Below are 20,750 nucleotides of genomic sequence, written 5' to 3'. Positions count from 1 at the left end.
CTCATGATATCAGATTCAGGCTATCCCCTAGAGAGATCCATTTAGCACTTCACCTCCTAAGATCAATAATTGCATATTCCCTTCGTTTTTTAAACCACTTTATGTAAAATCTGATAAATGATACACAAGTCCCGGAATCAGCTAACCATCTAGTAAAATAGGACAACATGTTAACAGACCTGCATCACTATTTCTTGAGTAAGCATCCATATCTCAAGGTCCGCATATGAGATTAGCATGACGTTTAAAGCTCATTACTTCCGGACTATTCACGTCTTATCCGGTTCATCTTTGAGCAAAGATCGGTCCCATCCTCTATCATAGGATGTGGCTTCTGCATATTCTGCACAAAAAAAAGACCCCGCGAATGATATCGCAGGATCCTTATCAGTGGGAAGCGATTCTGTTATTCATTATGCAGCAATTTTCCAATTGCTAGGGTGCCTTACCTGAAAAGAATCGAAGAAACTTCGCTCTCCTTCTCCTTTTGCGAGTGTTCATGGCGAATCAACTGCCTTTCGGAATGACATCATGTTCTTCCGTCCGTCGATTGACAATACCACTTCCCACTTGTTCTATATTTACCCGTTCCTCAGAAAGTGAAACACTTTAGCCCGAACTTCCTCTCGAATTGGGAGATCGGCCTATGTCCCCTTCATTTGTATAAATTATTGCGATGGCTCACTTTCCATCGACTGAGACAGTTGTACCAGCTTGTTCATTGTTTTCCAATTCCGCATCGTCATCGGTACGCCAAGCTTCGACAACTGAACCGCCAGCTTGGAATTCCGAACGCTTTCCTTGAACAGTAAGTATACCTCTTCACCGATAACTTCGAAGGTTTCTTTTTCATTCACATAAAGCCTTAATTTCTCCACGTCTTCAGCAGCAGGCGCTTCCGGCAGCATGGCAACATAAAGACTCTCAAACTCCGATGCTGCCTCCGCTTGACGTATCGTTTCATCCGAAAATGGACAGTTCCGAACGATCCCCTCGATTTCCTCGGAGGTTCTAATAATCACCGATATCGGAAAGCCGAACGTTTCAATTATGCCCTGCTCTATATGAACGCGCAGCGTTTCCTTGGATTCCCCGGATTCAAAGAGCACGTTTCCGCTCTGGATGTAGGTCTGCACGCGATCTAGTCCCATAGATTCAAGCATCTTTCTTAAATCGGCCATCTTGATTTTATTGTGTCCGCCTACGTTGATCCCTCTAAGCAACGCAATATAGATTGTCATCCAGGCATCCTTTCCAGAATCAGACCTGCCGTCTTCTCCCCGTTCGCGATGCAATCCGGTATACCCACTCCATAATAGGAGCATCCCGCGAGAATAACGTTAGGATACAGGTCATCCATTTTCTGTTCTAATGACTCCACGATTTGCCGGTGCTTCAAATGATAATTCGGCATATTGTCATGCCATTTGGTGACTTCGCATGACACGGGCTCAGCCTCGATGCCTAAACTCCGGCGGATATCCTCCATCCCGACACGCTTCAATTCTTCGTCGGATAATCGGATTAATTCGTCATAATGCGGATTGGAGCTCTTGTAGAACAATCGCATCAATAACCGATTATTCTCGGAGGTATGCTCCCATTTCCGGCTCGTCCAGGTGCAAGCATCACATTTTAACTGGGTTCCCTTAGCCGTAATAAATCCCGTTCCATCATAAGGAAGCTCTTCGTCTTGAATATCATAGGCAAGGTACACGCTGATGAGCGATTTGGTATAGAGCTGGTCAAAGTCCTCGTTAAGCTGCGGATCTTGCAGCAGTTCCTTCGCCGCAGATCCCATCGTGCTTAATACAACAAAATCAGCTTCAAGCTTTTCGCCATTTGCCAACGTTATCCCGTAGCCGCTAGCTGTTTTCTCCAGCTTCTCTGCGGCAACGCCCTTGTATATCTTCGCACCTGCTTCTGTCAGGCTCTGTGCCAGTGCGTCAATCACAACCGAGACTCCGTCTTTGAAGGAAAGAAATTTCTTATTGCCCGAGCCAAGGAATTTCTGTTTATTCTCGGCCAACCCCCCCATGATGCTGCCATACGTATTTTTGTACTCCAGCAAATAGGGAAATGTGGACGCAATGGTCAGGTCATGAAGCTCCCCGGAATAGACGCCCGATATGACCGGAGCGATCTGATTCTGAACGATTTCCTTGCCTAGGAAAGACTCGAGGAACTCCCCCAGAGAATCATGCTTGGTAAATGACTCATTCGGCGTGTAGTAGTCCTTGAGCGCCTCCACCTTCCCCTCGGCAGACACCAGCTCGCTTTCCGCCAAGGATTTCAGGCTAAGCGGTATGCCGAATACGCTCTCATCCGGGATTCTTTTCAAACCTGCAGTCGTATAGATAAAAGAAGTCCCCGTGGCATTATACACAACCTGGTCTGTTAACTGAAGTTCCTCCAGAAGTGGTGCCACATTCGTTTTCCGGGAGACGATCGAATCCGCTCCGGTTTCCATCGTAAATTCACCGTTCTGAACGGTTCGGATTTTGCCTCCCAACGTTTCACTTGCCTCGATAAGCACCAGTTCCATATCCTGTTGATGGCGATTCAACTCTTTTTGCAGATAGTATAAGGTCGACAGTCCGGTAATGCCGCCGCCGATGACTACGGTAGTTGTCACTGTACATACACCTCTATTATGTAGGTTCATAACATCTTAATCATGATTGTTACCATTGTATCCAATTTCTAAGTATATCATAGAGGCCGCTCTTTCGAGGGTCGCCATTCCCTCAATATTGTGAACTGATCCGTTTATACAGCCACCGGCTTCCCGCCCGCGGAATATACCGTGTGTACTGCTCCCTTTTATGCACGTGCTTGGATGGTTGTCGACAGCAAAAAACTCCGCGAGATCACTCGCAGAGTTTTTCTATCGTGGGAAGCGGTATATCCATTCTGACGCTATCATTCCATTTCTTTAATAGCTTGAGGTGTACGTTTGGAATAATTCAGACTGTGTCGTCCTTATTCCTCGTTACGTTGTACATGGGTATCAAATCCTTTCGGTAATTCCGACTTAACGTCTTGTTATCCGTCTGGTGTTGATGTGTTTCCACTTCCCACTTAGGATATATATACCCGGTGCACAGTCGATGAAACAGGTGAAACTTTTCTTATTCCCACCGGCGAGAACTTTATTTATCCTCAGTCAACACTTCAAGCAAGCCTGCCGGGAGCTCATACTTGCGGTTGTTGATCTGAATGCTCTTCAATTCCTCCAGCAGCGAATCATCGCTTTCCGAATCCTTAATGGCCTGCACTTCGTGGTGCAATTGCTCCATCTGACGGTCCAGCGCGTTAGCCGTATCGGCAGCCTTCTTAAGCTCTTCCAGCAGATGCTGAGGGACCGACTTATTATATTTGTAGAAAATTTTATGCTCCAAGCTCGCCCAGAAATCCATGGCAATGGTTCGAATTTGGACTTCAACGCATACCTTCTCCACCCGGTCGGAGAAAAAAACTGGCACTTCGACTAAGAGATGCAGGCTCTGGTAACCGTTCGGCTTCGGATTCTTGATATAATCTTTGACATTTAGGACCGTTAAATCGCTCTGCTTCTGCAGCATGTCGCTGATTTTATAAATGTCGGTAATGAATGAGCAGGTGATTCTTAAACCCGCGATGTCTTTGATATTATCTTCTATGGAACTGAGAGAGATGTTTCCGCCTTTTCGGAGCAGCTTCTTCATGATGCTCTCCGGTGATTTCAGGCGGGATTTCGTATGTTCGATCGGGCTATAATCATGAAGAGCCTGGAACTCCTCTTTTAATATTTCCATTTTGGTTTCGATCTCATCTAAAGCGAATTTGTATTTCATCATAAATCGGGTAATTTCATTCCGAATGATTTTGAGCTGTTCAATTTGCAAAGAATTCATGGGATACTTCCTTTCGATTGTGTGATTCAGAGCCGTGATGACTCGAGTAGTAAATAAAAACAAAACACGCTGCTAACATTCTAGAAGTTCTGTTCCCTCTTTAAATAGTAGTTGATATTGAGGTGCGACTGCAACTTTAGTGCAATAACGTCAAAAAGACGCTGCAACCAGAAAGTCGCAATGTCTTTTATCTTATGCGAGCACCGCGCTGCTTGATATCGTTGGTATAAACCATATCTTGCAAGGCGTTTATGCTCGTATTTTATTATCCCATACGGTTTATGAACAAGTTATTATTTCTCGGGTAATCGCAAAATACTCATGGTTTCGACATCAATTCTCTTAGAATGACTTAAGTGGTTACTCGCTGCATTTTTATTTTGGAAATGACTTGTTCCAATCTATGGATATCCTTATGAAAAGGACTTAGAACGGTGTGTATATTTCGGGCTTCATGGGAGCCAAACATTTGATGATTATGCTTAATGAAGGTGGCAAGTGTTCCTCCAGGGCCTAAATCTACAAAAATCTTATCTTCCAGGGGCATCAAAGATTTCAACGCGTCGCGGAATCGGATCGGTTCCCTCACCATGTTCCACAAGTATTCGGGTTCGAAAGCAGCCACCCTCTGCCCGCTAAAAGATGAAATTACGGTTGTATGGGGAGACTTTAAAGCTAAAGAGCTTACATGGCGCTTATAATACGGGCCAGCCGGGTCGATCCACTTGGAATGGAAACCATGACGAATGGGTAATCGCTGAGCCATGATATTACGATCTCTTAAATAAGACTCCACTTCGGAAAGAGCCGAAACTCCTCCCGAGATGACAAAATGCGTATCAAAATTAACCGATGCAATTTCACAGTTCTGATAAAGTATCGATTCGCTGCGGTATAGCGATACCTGATCAAGAATAGCGATCATGCCCCCGGGTTCGCAATGATTCTGAATGATTTCAGCTTGAGCGATCACATGCTCCAACGCTGCATTGTAATCCATGGAACCTGCGACCGTGCAGGAAGCAAATTCCCCCAAGCTTGTGCCTAACACATAATCAGGGAAGATCTGATATTCCATAAATACCTGAGCTAAGGCATACTCGATCATGAATATTGCGGGGTGCGTGAATGGTAATGAATCAAATGGCCGGCTGATTGGATAATTATTCTCGTAAAGCTCGCGGGTTACCGATTTACCGGAGATTTGATAATAATATTGATCCAGCTTCTGAATCCAATGACGAAATACCGGCTGATCCCGATATAACTCCTTGCCCATTTGATAATATTGTGATCCTTGCCCGGAAAACAAAAATACGATCGATTTCCCCACTTTCATTCACTCCCATTTCATCGAAAATTAAATATTCCTTCTTGATTTGGCCTCATTCTGAAATTGACAAAATGCTTGAGCGAATCCAATTGAAAGTAGATGTTCTGATCGTACAACATACTTATCGTTTGACCAGGAGGGGTTCCATAGGAATGACCGGGAAATACCCGCAGTTCCGGAGACGCAAAAGATTTGATTTTTTGAATGCTATCAAACATCGCCTCAGCGGATCCACCCTTGAAATTGCATCCCCCGCAGCCTTCAATAAAGAGTGTATCCCCCGTAAAAATACAGTCTTCAAGCAAAAAACACATACTTCCCGAAGTATGCCCGGGCGTCCACAAGCACGTCACGTTTGTCTCCCCGAATACGACGACCTCATGATCGGATAAACTTCTCAAATGTCGGCAATTGAAACCATAGTCTTCAATTTCCACGCTCGACATGAATACATCGCATTCATAAATCTCGGTTAACACCGACGCCAAATTTACGTGATCGTAGTGAGAATGGGTCAGCATAATCCCTTTCACATCTGCGTTTAAATCGTTTAGCTTGCCCATTATGGTATCGAGTTCCCATGAAGGATCAATGATGATGGCAGAGCGGCTGCTTTTATCAAAAACAATATAGCTATAATTAATAAAGGGATGCGAAACCGTTCGCAGTACAAACACTTCGTAATGAACCATGATTCCTCCCCTTTCACATTGGGTTACAAAAAACTCCCGGCTAAGTGCCGTTTACTGCAGCTTAACCGGGATTCGTTCATGCCTTGACTCCGTGTAATTCTTTCGTCTTCTCTTTAAACATGTGGAGAAACTCTTTGGTCATGCCATGTTCCGAATATAACTCTTCGCAAAACGCAAAAATCGTTTCATAAGATTTGGCTTCTGATAACAGCACCATATGATTGGAAGGATCTATATCCATAACATGCAGATTAGGAAATTGACGTTCCCATTCCTCCCAGTAGGTTGCATGGTCAAGAGCAGAAGAATCTTCGGTAGTAGAGAAATAGGGTTCCAGCTCTCCGAAGATCAGTCCACCCTTATTGCGGAAGTAGTAGCAGGTTACTGCATCGGGTTCGGATAGCGGCCTCACCGAAAATCGATCAAATTGGTATGCATGCTGTATCTTGATATTCGCTTCGATCATCGACATGATTTGCTCCTCCGTCTTGGTGAGTCCGCGGGTGTTTCCAAGCTTAATTAACTGTTCAAACAATTCCTCTTCCTGAACACTCAGATCCAATTCATTTCGATGGATGAGCGTCTGCATAAATGTGTCCGGTTCCTGAAAATTCTTTGAAGCAAGGGCCAAATTAACGGCTTGCAATACGGCCGTCTTTCTAGAAACGGCTCCTTGCTGAAACTCTTTTCCATATGGTGAATCCAGCATCACCACTGAATTCACCGAATGACCAAGCTCCTGCAATTGACGCGTCACTTCATACGCCAGTACTCCGCCTAAGGAGTAACCTCCCAGATCATAAGGCCCGTTAGGCTGAACGGATTGAATAATATGGGCATAGTACGCAGCCATCGCCCCAACCCCTTTTAACGGAGATCGATCAGTTAACCACCCTCTTGCCTGGATGCCGTAAAATGGCCGCTCGCTCTTTTGCGCGAGCTTTTGATACATTTCCACGCCACCCAAGCCGCCATGAAACCAAAATACGGGCGATCCCTGTGAGCCATTGTTAAGAAGGATTAGCTCGGGAAACTGCGGCCAACTCCCGGGCACTTCGGACTTACTTTGTCGGCTGATACTTCGTGATCCATCCACTTTGCTCAGCGATTCGATCATTGTAATGATATCCAGAAAGGTCCTGCATTCCTGAAGTTTAATGAGATCCACCGCCGGGGCCAACTGATTCTGCAATTGCTGCAAAAGCTGCATCAATAGAATGGAGTCAAGCCCATATTGATCCAAAGGCCGGTCCGGATTCATCTCAGAGGGTGCCATTCCCAGTATTTTCGATACGATCTCGATAACACGGCTGCTTACATTAGGGTCCGTCTCCGCCATAACCGATGTGGTTTCTGTTAAACGATGGGTTGAAGCTGCACGTTTAACCTGTCCCTCATGGATCTCTCGTGCACTCTCGCTATCAAGATCGGGCCAGCACCTTCTCCTCTCAAACGGATAGACAGGCAGTGACATTCTACGAACCTCTTTTGCATCGTGAAGTGTTTCCCATGGAAATATGCCGCCTCTTGTCCATTGGAGAGCAATATCATTCAGGTTGTTATCCGCAAATAGTGTTAGAACGGCATCCGAATCCATTTTGGACTTGGAATTGACTGTCTCTCCTGTAAAAATGACAGGATGCGGATCTTTCGCCTTCGGGAGGACATGCGATGTTTTCAGGAATTGCCTGAAACCACTAATCAGCTCCTCGCGACAACTTGCAACGAAAGCCAGCCGGGATTCCATCTGTTCTCTGCCTATCTGCAAGGTGTATGCGAAATCGGATAAAGAGAATTCCGGTGCACGTTCTGCATATTCAAGCATGTGCCGAGCATATTCTTCCAGTCGCTCTGTACTTTTTGCCGAGAGAGCTACGATCTGAGGTTTCCTCGAAGGTTCCTGATGCTTACCGGCAGCTGCCGGAACATACTCTTCCAGGATAACATGAGCGTTCACACCGCCGATGCCATAACTGTTTATCGCCGCACGTCGCGGGAGCACCTTACCATGCACATCGGTTAACGGCTCCCATTCATGATGCTCTGCAGAAATTCGAAGCGGACTTCCCTCCAGCGAAATATGCTGACTCGGACTCGTAAATCGTTTCACTCCAGGGATAAGTTTGTGTCTTATCGCCTGAATGGACTTGATCAACGAAGCCATGCCTGAGGCAACTTCCCCATGACCCAGTGAAGGCTTCAGCGTGCTGATATAACAAGCGCTCTCTCCCAAAGAACCAGATGGGGATGGATCGTTAGACGCTATCTCCTGATAACCCGTCTTCAATGCATTGACTTCGATGCCGTCGGCGATATGCGACGCGATACCATGGGCTTCAATATAGGATATCGTCCGGGGGTTAACACCCGTGCCTTTAAATGCTTGGGCCATGGCTGCCTTCATCCCTGCCGCATTGGGCGAGGTCAATGACATTCCCTTGCCCCCATGGGACACGCCGGTCCCTTTAATTACGGCATAAATTAAATTATTGTCCTCAATCGCTTTCGACAATGGCTTGATGATGATTGCACCAACACCTTCGCTCCGAACAAATCCGTCCGCGTTGGACTGAAAGGATTTAGCTTTTCCATCTGGGCTTAGATATCCCATAGCATCAAAGCCTATGAAGCCTATAGGAGAAATCAGCAGATTTACAGCGCCTACAATTGCTTGTTCGCATTCTTCGTTATATATGGATCGGATCGCTCGATGTAACGCTACCAATGTAGAAGAACAAGCTGTTTCGTAGTATTCACTGGGACCTTGCAAGTTTAATGCATATGAAATGCGGTTTGGAATCAGGGACGGGACCACGCCGGTCATCGCTTGGGGATTCCCTTGTGAAATCGAAGTGATGTTCATATAATCGCCTGGGCCAGCAGCTACGAAAACGCCTGTAGGCTGTTGCGAGAGCTTGCTCGGCGAAATGCCGGCATCTTCAACCGCCTTCCAAACCTGAGTCAGCAGGAGACGCTGTTGGGGATCCATCATTTCGGCTTCTCTCGGAGAAATACCGAAAAACAACGGATCAAACTCTTCCACGCCTTCAATAAAGCCCCCCCATTTCAGACTGGTTTGCTCTTCGTCATCAGAATCATCGTCCAAGCATTCTCTCCAATCCCAGCGCTCTTTCGGTATTTCCGTTATACAGTCCTTGCCCTCCACGATATTCTTCCAAAATTCATCCACATCCTTTGCCATCGGAAACAGGCCACTGATGCCCACAATCGCAATTGGCTCAGATTCAGAATCGGTGGCCTCCGGGTCCGGAGACGGCGACTCAGACCGGACTGCCATCCTTGCAGGGCGAGAACGTGATTTTCTCAAGGGAATCTCTTCTTCCTTGGGCCCCCTTGTCTTCGGCACGGATATATCCTGCTCAGCGGTTAATGCAGCCTTTACATCAAAGGCAGTCCGATGTTCCAATAACAAGTATTCGGCAAAGCTATCCAGCGTCGTATATTCAAAGAACACGGTAGGTGTAAGTTCAAGGTGGTATTCCTCATTCAAATGATTGGCAAATTGCGTAAGCGAGATCGAATCAAACCCATACTCACTTAACTCCGAATGCATATCGATGTCTTCCAGCTTGACCTTTAGCAGCTTGGATACAGTCTGGACCAAGGCTGTCTCTACTCTTGCTGCCAAGCTGGTATCATCTGACTTAACGAGCGCTGGCATGTTCTCATGCTGACCGGATGCGGCTGCAGGCAGCATTCTAGGCTTCACTCGGGACAGGATGCCTGTCATTACTACCACCTGGTTCCTTCCCGAGGCAAGCCCCTGATACAGTGCTTGGATACCTGTCGAAGTCTGCATTGGGACAGTACCCAGGCTCTTCATCATGATTTTTTCGACTTCCTCGTCAACACGCATACCGCCTTCTTTCCAGAGCGGCCAATTGATGGATAACATGCGTCCATGCCTTTGCCTGGAAGCCGTAAGCGAATTTCTATACTCCGCGTAGGCATCCATGAAAGCGTTAGCGGCTGAGTAATCCGCTTGTCCCGGATTCCCCGTCGCCCCAGCCACAGAAGAAAACGCAATGAACCAATCCAGTTGAATGTCTTCGCTAGCTTCGTCTAGATTTACGAGTCCCCTTACTTTGGGTGCCATCACGTTTTCCAACTCTTCGACATCTTTTCTGAGAATTAGATTGTCTCGGATAATGCCCGCCCCATGAATGATGCCGTTCAGGCTTCCGTATTCCTCATGAATGCTCTGAATTAAGGAAGTAACCTGCTGCTTATTTGTCACGTCGACTTGTCGATAATCAACCTTGGCTCCAAGAACCCGCAGTTCATCCAGTTCGGCATGCATGCTCTCATGCAGTGATGAGCGTCCGGTAAGAATCAATACGGCCTCTTTCGCTTTATGGAGAATCTCTTTGGCAAAAATGATGCCAAGACCTCCTGCACCACCTGTGATCAGGTAAATGCCTCGGTCTCTCCAGGGAGCAGCCGCCTTCATAGCATCAGCTTGGAGTTCATCCCATCCGGCAACCCAACGTTTGCCGTCCCGATACCGAATCCGTTGATCCATTGGATAATGACTGTTCTCCATCAGTACGTCCGTTATATTAGAATCAACGGATTCTATTTCGATATATTGACATACCAGCTTGGAGTTTTCCGACTGTGCAGCCTTCATCAAGCCGGAGATACCCGATAACAACAGCCGATCCTGCTGAGAGAGTGACAACACCTGGATAAGGATTTTTTCTTTGGGCTTGTCTCTCAGGATCGCTTGAATCTCCTCAAAGATTCGGGCCGAATACGTTATGAACCGTTCTTCTATTCGTTCCTGATATGATTCCAGCGTAATGCAACGGGCCTGGCTCAACGGATGGTTTAAACTCTGCTCCATGCCCGAACTGATTTCACACAGGAACACCAAGTGTTTGGCATACTCCGGGGCACTGCCAATCCGAGCAGCTGGCTGGTCCCTCCAGATCGGTTCCAGCATGAGGGTGCCAGGTGTTTCCGAAACCGCCGATGATTTCACCTCTCCGTCAAGCACCCTGGTTGAAAACCCCTTCATTTTTACATAAACCTTACCCAGAACATCACATAGGTCGATATCCAGTTTCTGCACTTTACTCTCTGGTTTATTTCCGTCACTGTACCGGATTCGTGCCCACATCTCGGAAGGACAGCTGCCGAAAACCTCCAGCTCCTGCAGGGCAAAAGGAAGTCCCGGCTTCAATGAAGCGGTCGACGCTGAATCTGGGCTCATCATCATGGATATGGTGGCCTGCAGAGCAGAATCCATTAGGCTGGGGTGCAGCGTAAATGGAGCAGCTGGGTCGGTCACTCCGGATGGAAGAGACAGCTTCGCTAACGCCTGGCCTCTGCCCAGATAGACTTTTTGTATGCCTTGATGTGCTGGACCGTATTGTATACCCATTGCGCTATAGGTTTCATAGATCTTGCTTGATGAAATGATGTCCAGATTGCATTCAGCCAGAAGAGATTCAATATCCAACGAAGCATGATCATTCATGCTGCATACTTCCGCACTTCCCTGGCTGTGCAGCACCGGTTCTCCTCCCGCTTCCTGCTCACTGTATACTTCATAGGCAATTTCACCATTATCCTCATGATATAGATCCAAATGGACTTGAACCGGTTGATCTTCCGCCACAATGGGCCGAGCCCATACGACATTTTTAAGCCGAATTCCTGTGCGACCTTGCTCCAGCGTCTCTCCGGCAATTTGTTCTACGGCCGTTCGAGCCATTTCAAGATAAGCCACTCCAGGCAGAACCCGCTGTCCCTTCACAACATGATCCTTTAGGAAAAACTCGCTCCCCGTAAAAACCGAACTGAAACGCAGCCCCGAAAGATCGGAGGTATTCCGGTGAAGTAAAGGATGAACAACCGATACGGCGGGAACTCCAACAGGCTCTGTTGCATTGGCATCCTTCTCGATCTCAGGAATCCAGTAAGGTTCACCAGCAAACGGATAAGTTGGCAAGCTAATGCGGCACGGCTTCACGTCTCCATAGATCTGGTTCCAGTTGACACCCAGTCCTCTTACCCAAAGATTGAGAAGTTTGGCGTATTTTCCGCGCTGGATCCATTTGATAACGGCTTCCTGAAACTCTTCATCTGCTTCGAAGACTGACAACGTCTCCTTATTGCGTTTAACCTGTCCCCGGAACATGTCCTTGATATGACCACGGCCCTCAATGAATCCTTCCAACTTCATCTTAAGATCGTCCATAGACCCTACGATCCATGCCAATCGTTCTTCCATGGCTTCACGCCCCACTTGAAGCGTATAGGCAATATCAGCAAGCGCGCCGTCAGAGAACTGTTCTTCCGTAATGGCATACAATAACTGCCTGGCCTTTTCCCGGAGCCTGTCTTCGTTTTTAGCCGATAAGAGAATTAGCGCAGGACTTTGCGAATTGACGGCAATGCGGGCCCGTGGATCGTTCACCGGGACATACTCTTCAACTATGATATGTGCGTTAGCTCCCCCTGCACCGAAGGATGAAATACCGGAACGGCGAGGAACTTCCTGTCCATGAATCGTTGGACGTTTCCAATGAGCGGTATCACGCTGCACAACAAATGGTGTCCGATCAAAGTCAATATTAGGATTTAAACCATGCCCGTGCATGACATTTTTCACTAAGGTTTGATGCTTCAATTGAAGCAGCACTTTGGTAAGCTGCGCAATACCAGCCGCTGCCTCTGCATGTCCAATGTTGGATTTGACTGAAGAAATGGAGCAATATCCTATATCCCCGGTATATTTGCCGAATACATCCGTCAAGCCTTTAATCTCAATCGGATCCCCGAGAGAAGTTCCGGTGCCGTGAGCTTCAATGGAACTGATGCTTCTTGGATCAATCCCGCTTTGGAGAAGCGCCTTTTCAATCGCCTGAGACTGGGACACTGGACTTGGTACCGTATAACCGTTCGTCCTGCCCGCATGACTGACCGCGGTTCCTTTTATGACCCCATAAATGGAATCCTGATCCTTGATTGCCTCCTGCAAAGGCTTTAAAAAGACTGCGCCTACCGCCTCAGACGGCACATAACCTGTTCCCCCTTCGCCAAAAGCGCGGCATCTTCCGTCGGAGGCGCTGAATTGTCCCTGGCACAATGTAATATACTTGCTAGGATGGAGCGAAAGATTTACACCGCCGGCGATTGCCATCCGGGACTGCCCATTTCGAATGCTTTCACAAGCCAGGTGAACTGCATATAGGGATGAAGAACATGCTGTGTCCACCGTCAAGCTTGGACCTGTAAAATCCATGATATAAGACACCCGGTTTGCTATCGAGAACATCTGGCTTGTCGCCAGATACATCTCTTTACTGGCTTGCCCGGCAGCATCGGCCATAAACAACTGATAGTTGTTAAAAGTAGCACCGACAAATACTCCGATTTGATTTCCATACCCATCCCGCTTCAGCGATTCCCGGGTATATCCCGCATTCTCCATACATCCCCAGGCAACCTCAAGAAACAAGCGTTCCTGCGGATCCATGTACATGGCGTCCCTTGGCGAAATATTAAAAAACAATGGATCGAAATATTCAATGCGATCCAAAAAGCCTCCCCACTTGCTATAGCTTAAACCCTTCGCTACCGCTTTGGTCCGGTCCGGTTCATAGAAGCCGTCTAAAGACCAGCGACTTGCCGGAATTTCTTCAATGGAATCCTTTCCTGCGTACAGGTTATTCCAGAACTGCTGCAGCGTATCTGCTTTCGGATAGCGGCCAGCTAAACCGATAATGGCAATATCGTTCGAGGCGTTTGGCTGCCGATCCGTTAATAAGATCGAACGGCTTAAAGGTATCGCTGCTGGAATAGGAGCTTGCGGAGGTTGTTTTGAGGCCGGTCCCACTTCCTCAACCTGCTTTATGTTCTTCAGAGATGCCCCATTCACAGCCGTATCCACATGCTTGGAGACCGCTACATTATATTCCTGTGCCAAATAAGCGGCTAATGCTTGGATGCTGTTGTACGTATAAAAAAGAGTGGCGTCTAACTGTCCAACCCAGAGCTCGATTTTTTTATTTAACGCATGAATCATCAGGGAATCCAGTCCCAATTCTTCAAAGGTGGCCGCATTCTCCAATTTGTCATGGGGAATCCCGGTTACCTCCGTCAAGAGGGTTCTTAGTTGAGCAGAAACTGACGACACCAGCGCTTCGGAATCCATTTCGCCTGAATGATATGAAATCTCAACATCAGCTTTGATCTCCACATCATATGTGCGGTCGGCTAACGGACTCACCTCAGCCTCTACTGCAGGATGAGGTCCTGCGGCATCGATCCTCCTGATTGTTGGCTCACAAAATTCTCCTTCAGCAGTATTCACCCAATAGCTTTCCCGTTCAAATGGATACGTCGGCAGCTTAACCTTGTAAGGTCGAACATGACCAAAAAGTTGACCCCACTCGATTTCATATCCTTGGCAGTAAAAGTCCGCCAGGGCATATAGCGTGTCTTGAAATTGGCTTTTGCCAAGATGCTGGGTACAGCTCTTCGCAAGCAGTTCCTGTATATACAGTTGCATCGCTTTTTGTCCGGTAAAATCGCGGGGAACCCTGCCTTCGAAAAGATTCGGCACTTTCTCGCGGTTCCCAGCTTGTTTCATTACATACACAGCATCACTTAAATCCTGTATGACAACGGCACAGCGATAACTGAAATGAACGCGGCCATTCAGCAGCGTATAGCTGATATGCTGAAGGTCCTCTTCACCCCACTTCTCATTAACGAGTGCATGAAGCATATCCCGGATTTTTTCCTCGAGCGCTTCTTTCGTTTTGGCTGAAAGTGCAAGCACATAGTACGGCGGTCGCTCCGTGGACACAGCAACTTTTTTCCTCGAATAACTCTCGACAACCATGTGCGCGTTAGTTCCGCTCATTCCGAAAGCGCTAACGGCTCCTTTTAGGGATGCTCCGTTAGCTTGACTCCAAGCCTTCGCTTTCTTGTTCACATAGAACGGGCTGTCCGCCCATTGGATATAGTCGTTCTCTTGCTCAAAATTAAGACTCGGCGGAATCATTTCATGACGCAGGGACATCACGAGATTAATCAGGCTTACCAGTCCGGAAGCCGCAAAAGCATGGCCGAAATTCGTCTTGGAAGAGGTAAGCGCGCAGTACCCCTGTTTCTCCGTATGCGCTTTAAACGCTTCATTCAAGGCATTAATTTCTACTGGGTCGCCCAATTTTGTCCCGGTGCCATGGGTTACAATGTACTCTATTTCTGCTGGATTGATCTGATATTGATGGTAAACTTCTTTCAACAGATTGGTTTGGGCAATTCCGCTGGGAGCTGTGATCCCATTGGTTCTCCCATCATAATTAACTCCGCTTCCGCGAATCACCGCATGTATAGGGTCCCCATCCGCTTCGGCTTGTGACAAGCGTTTGAATACCAAAGCGGTAACAGCTTCACCGGGAACCGTTCCGTTAGCCCGTTGGTCAAATGCATAACACTTGCCGTCTGCAGATAATATCCCAGCCTGACTAATGCCAGTGTATGCATTGGGTGTAAGCAGAAGATTGACTCCTGCCACGATGGCCGCGTCGCACTCTCCATTACGTAGGCTCATACACGCTTGATGAGCTGCAACCAGTCCCGATGAACATGCTGTATTAATGGCCATATTCGGCCCGGTCAAGTTCAGAAAATACGATAATCTCGCTGCCAGAATAGCATTATGGTTAGAGGTTATACTCCCTTTGTCTTTCACAAGCAGATGATAGTCGCCATCTTCGACTCCAACAAACATCCCGATCTTGCATCCGCCAAGCTTGTCCTCCCCATACCCGGCATCTTCCAACGCCCTCCAGGATTCCTGAAGCAAAAGCCGCTGTCTCGGATCCATCGTTTTCGCTTCATTAGGCGAAATCTCAAAAAACATCGGATCAAATTCACGGACGCCCGGAATGGTTCCGCACCATTTGCAATGGATTGGCGTTGATTCCTGCTCGCCATCCCCATAATATCGCCGCCAATCGAATCTCTCGGCAGGAACTTCCGACACGGCACTTTTGCCTTCCGCCAGGATCGTCCACATCTCATCGATGTTTCGGGCTTCCGGAAACCGTCCGCTCATGCCAATGATCGCAATAGGCTCATGGAGGTTTGATGATGAGGCTATTCGTTCCTGCACCCTCGCTCTCTTGAAAGCTTTTGGCTCAGCTGCAGCTGTGTCTGGGAAGTTTGGCGATTCCGTATCTACGATCTGACTTTCTCGATAAAATTCAGTCATCATTTCGTTATGCTCTTTCAAAAAATAATCGATTAATTTTCCGATCGTGGATTGTCCGAAGAATAACGAAGGTGTGATATCCAAGTCATAATGCCCGGTCAGCACATTGGCAAATTGTGCAAGATTGATGGAATCAAAGCCGAATTCCGCCAAATTTTCGTCTAAATCCAGCTTATCGCGAGGGATCTTAAGGAGCTCGCTTACGATTTCCTTCATATCCCATTCCAGGCGCTGCGCAAGGCTCAATCCCTTCATTTCATTCCGCCATCCCTTGCCTTGAGCAGTGTTCGCATTTACGGTATTTGGTGTTTGTCTATTTGCTTCAAATGAATTCTCGTTGTTGGCCAGCCCCAGGAATCGATGCACCCGGCTTCGCTGACCAACCAGCACCAGATGCTGCGAAAGACTGTGAGAAAGAATGCGCTCAAATATCTGTAAGCCCTCTTCAGTCTCCAGCAAGCGCTGACCGCTGGATTTCAAATACATCTTGGTATTATCCTGATCCTCAAAGCCCATGCCGCCTTCCTTCCAAAGCGGCCAATTGATCACGATGGATCGACCGGCCCGGTTCTGTTCGTTCCGATGTCGCGCATATGCCATCTGATACCGGTTTCCAATGGCGTAGTCGCATGAACCAAAATCGCCAATCACAGCCGAGGTGGATGAGAAATAACAGATAAATTCCAACTGCTGCTCATCCTGAAGTATTTCATCCAGTGCGAGTGTTCCTTCCACTTTAGGAGCGAGCACTGCATGGAAATCTTCCAACACTTTTTCAAGTATATGTTGACGGCTTGACATGCCGGCCGCATGAATAACCCCATGTATAGGTCCGAAACGAGCCTTTGCAGCGACCAAACCTTCACGCATATGTTCCACGTCACAAATATCGGATTGGACATATAGAACTTGACTGCCCAGGTCCTCCAGCTCCTTGATGCCGGCCCGTATTTCATCATTCATCGGGGATCTGCCTGTAAGGATTAAATTCGCAGCATACCGGCTTGCGATATGTCTGGCAAAAAGAAGCCCCAAGCCGCCACATCCACCGGTAATCAGGTAGGTTCCCCCTCGCTTCAACATGATAGAATCAATCTCCAGCATGGTGGGCTTGACTCGGCAAATATATCGTTTACCGTCCTGATACAGTACACTTCCTGATTGGTTTGCTTGAAGTTCCGTCCACAGCTTCTCAATCGGGACGATCAGAGACTCCTTTCGCAACCGTGCCTGCAACTCAATGGAAACGACACTTACGCGAACATTTGGCAGTACGAGACCTAAAGATCGCTCAAAGCCAATCCATGATTCCATATAACATCGCTCAATCGGATTCTCGAATTGGCCGGCAAGCAACAACTGCTTCGGTTTTAATTTTGCGGCAGCGATAGCCTGAACCAAATGCACGATGCTGGAATAATCTTTGATGTACGCAGCATCTTCAATTGGCCATAAATACAGCACGGCATCGATTTCTTTGAAATCCTCGCGGATACTCGACAGCACCTGTACATATGAATCCCTATTCATCACGGGAATACGGTAATCATGCCTGGATTTCTTGTCAAAGACGGTACTTTGCGAAACAAAAATAACCTGCATGTCTCCATCCAAGGCTGTGGCTTTGTCCGTAACAATCTGTTTGCTCTCCTCTTCGGTTAGGAAACAAACCAGCGTCTTTAAATCGGCGTTATGGATATCCTCTAAAGCCTCTTCTTCCCAGACCTCTTCAAATGTCATCAATTCGTTAGCTTCTTGCGGCGCCGCACCTTCTGTTATTCGAAGCTGATCTTGTCCCACAGAAGGCCCATGATGTGCATCTCTTCGGGGCCTGTTTATGATTCGGAAGCGCCCGGGTTTCGTATTTGCAACGCCAGCGGTCGCGTCTTGGACAGATGCCCAATAATGCTCTCTGGCGAATGGATAAGTCGGGAGCTCTGTCAGCTGGGCCAATGCACCGTCATATAAACCTTCGCCGCTGATCTCATACCCTTGGCAGTACAGATCAGCTAATGCATAGAGTGCTTCTCGGTATTTATCCGGATCTTCCTTCAGAGATTGGGCAGATCTCAGTAGATCGTTGACGTACTGCTGGATCAAAGGTTGGCCTTCAAAATCACGTGGCACTTTTCCAGCAAAGCGATTGGGCAGACGTAAGGTATCCCCGTTTGCCGATAATATATATTCTGCGTCCTGTTTATCCCCAGCAACAACTGCCATACGATGGTTAAAATGCTGTCGTCCTTCCAACAAGGTATAACTTATTTTGCTCAACGATTCCTGTGATGCATCCGCTTTTCCTAGCATGACAACCATATCTTGAATCTTCTCTTCCATTGCTTCCTTCGTTTTGGCAGAGAACGTAAGCAAATGATAAGGGGGAATGCCTGTTGGCTCTTCTACGGAAGCTGTAACGTAGCTCTCCAAAACCATATGAACGTTCGTTCCGCTCATTCCGAACGCACTTACGGCACCCAGACGTTTTTTATTTCCGCTGGCTGGCCAGGGTTTATTCGATATATTGACATAAAAAGGACTTTCCGTCCAATGGATAAAATCATTCTCTTGCTCAAAATTCAGGCTTGCAGGAATCGTTTCATGACGGAAAGCTTGTATCAGATTGATCATATTGACTAACCCAGAAGCGGCGAAGGTGTGCCCAAAATTCGTTTTATTGGAAGTAATCGCGCAATATCCTTGTTTATCCGTATAGGCTTTGAATGCATCTTGAAGGGCGTTTACCTCTACCGGATCCCCCAGCCTCGTTCCGGTCCCGTGTGTTACGACATATTCAACATCACCCGGGTTAACACGAGACTGTTCATAAACGGCTTTCACAAGCTCGGTTTGCGCAACTCCGCTCGGAGCCGTGATTCCGTTTGTTTTGCCGTCATAGTTAATACTGCTGCCGCGGATCACCGCCAAGATCGAATCCCCATCGGCCTCTGCCCTGGATAAACGCTTGAGCACAACCACGGTGACCGCTTCTCCAGGAACAAGCCCGTTCGCCCGTTTATCAAATGCAAAGCATGTACCATCCCTGGAGAGCATCCCGGCCTGACTCATTCCAACATACGGGTCTGGAGTAAGCATCAGATTGACACCGGCAGCAATGGCCGTATCACACTCATCATTGCGAAGGCTGAGACAAGCTTGGTGTGCTGCGGCCAGCCCAGAAGAACATGCCGTATCCACCGTGAGTACCGGACCATTCAAATTCAGAAAATAGGACAGCCTTGCCGCCAGAATAGCATTATGGTTGGAGGTAATCCCTGCCTCTCCTCTAACTAGCTGCTGGTAATCCCCTTGCTCAGCACCCACAAACATGCCAATTTTCCCAGCTCTGATTTTTTTGTCTCCGTAGCCAGCATGCTCCAACGCCTTCCAGGCTTCCTGGAGCAATAAGCGCTGCCGCGGATCCATTGATTCCGCATCCTTAGGTGAGATCTCGAAAAATAACGGATCGAATTCGCTAACGCCCGGGATACAACCGCACCATTTATTGTCTGTCTTGTGAGGATCCTTGTCTGAGGGACTGTAATAATGACGCCAATCAAACCGATCAGCGGGAATTTCTCTCACTGCGTTCCTTCCCTCGGTCAGAATCGTCCACATTTCTTCAACGTTTCTCGCTTCCGGAAATCGTCCGCTTATGCCGATAACGGCGATGGGCTCATGGGCATCATCAGATAGGTTGCTGCTTAGCTTCATCTTTGCCTGCGCGATGGGGCGTGCTTGGGGAGCGATCTTTGCAGGCCTGTGCTCGTCAGCCTCATAGTAAAACTCGGCAAGTGCTTCTTGGTGCTCCTTCATCAAATACTCCGTTATTTTACTTATCGTGGAATGACCGAAGAATACCGAAGGTGTTAGTTCCACCCCATAATGCTTAGACAGCCTGGTCGCCAAATGGGTTAAATTTATGGAGTCAAAGCCAAAGTCAGCAAGATTGATTTCGCTGTCCAGCCTACCCTTCTGAATTTGGAGCAATATACCGATCTGCTCCTTCAAATCCCATTCAATGCACTGCTTCGTGCTCATGCCTCTCATTTCTCTTCGCCAGCCTTTACCTGACACAGCACTTCGATGACTTGCCTCGTGGATTGTTTCCTTGGAGCTTCCATCCATCTCCATCCTTGCAGACTCATTCGCATTCGCAGAATCCACGAGCGACTTCCGGGTTGATGAAACAACGCCTTCTTTAATCAGCTGATGCTCTGCAATATAATATCGTTCCCTCGCAAAGGGATAGACGGGCAGACTTCGACGGCGTGGTTTAACGCCATTCCTATACAGGATATTCCAATCCACGCGCAGGCCCTGAACCCAAATCATGGCGATGCTATGAAAATTCCGCTCCAGTACCAGCTTCTCCATCGATGAATCCGCTTCTTCTATACTCTGTTGCTCTTTACCCGGCTTCATCTGTCCCCTGTAGAGTCCATCAATATCGTTGTGTCCCGTCACATAACGTGTTAGCTTAGCTCGAAGATCTTGAATCGATTCCGCAACGACTGCAATCCGTTCTTCCATGCCTTCTCGCCCAACCTGAAGAGTGTAAGCCATATCAAGGAGCT

6 protein-coding genes (1 of these 6 only partly in view) are annotated in these 20,750 nt (G+C 47.6%); all 6 read right to left on the bottom strand.

Translation table 11 applies throughout. From position 1 onward, the window contains the following. Positions 1-668: 668 nt before the first annotated feature. A complete protein-coding gene (locus ACETK5_RS08480) occupies positions 669-1,241 on the bottom strand; it encodes a DUF1697 domain-containing protein (protein WP_100537785.1) in 573 nt (190 codons plus the stop codon). Beyond that, positions 1,238-2,635 carry a protoporphyrinogen oxidase gene (locus ACETK5_RS08475; RefSeq protein WP_100537786.1) on the bottom strand — a complete coding sequence of 466 codons (1,398 nt, stop codon included), beginning with the start codon at positions 2,633-2,635 and terminating at the stop codon, positions 1,238-1,240. The genes ACETK5_RS08480 and ACETK5_RS08475 overlap by 4 nt, the downstream gene beginning before the upstream one ends. A 517-nt stretch (positions 2,636-3,152) precedes the next feature. Continuing rightward, positions 3,153-3,896 (bottom strand): GTP pyrophosphokinase, encoded by a 744-nt coding sequence (locus ACETK5_RS08470; RefSeq protein WP_100537787.1) that lies wholly within the window; start codon positions 3,894-3,896, stop codon positions 3,153-3,155. A 352-nt stretch (positions 3,897-4,248) separates the two neighbouring features. Further along, the gene (locus tag ACETK5_RS08465) at positions 4,249-5,235 is read right to left on the bottom strand and encodes an acyltransferase domain-containing protein (protein ID WP_100537788.1); all 987 of its coding nucleotides are present in this window, start codon (positions 5,233-5,235) and stop codon (positions 4,249-4,251) included. Between the two features lie 11 nt (positions 5,236-5,246). Further along, positions 5,247-5,924, bottom strand: coding sequence for an MBL fold metallo-hydrolase (locus tag ACETK5_RS08460; protein WP_394057361.1), 678 nt, complete (start codon positions 5,922-5,924; stop codon positions 5,247-5,249). 73 nt (positions 5,925-5,997) lie between these two features. Then, positions 5,998-20,750: the 3' portion of an SDR family NAD(P)-dependent oxidoreductase gene (locus ACETK5_RS08455; RefSeq protein WP_394055075.1), read on the bottom strand. 3,250 nt of this gene lie beyond the right edge of the window; the window shows 14,753 of its 18,003 coding nt (coding positions 3,251-18,003); its start codon lies off the right edge, out of view; the stop codon is at positions 5,998-6,000.

The organism is Paenibacillus ilasis (assembly GCF_043195395.1).
GTDB lineage: Bacteria > Bacillota > Bacilli > Paenibacillales > Paenibacillaceae > Paenibacillus_AQ > Paenibacillus_AQ lautus.
Note: the sequence above shows the minus strand (reverse complement) of the source record. Positions and strands in the feature narration are given on the sequence as shown.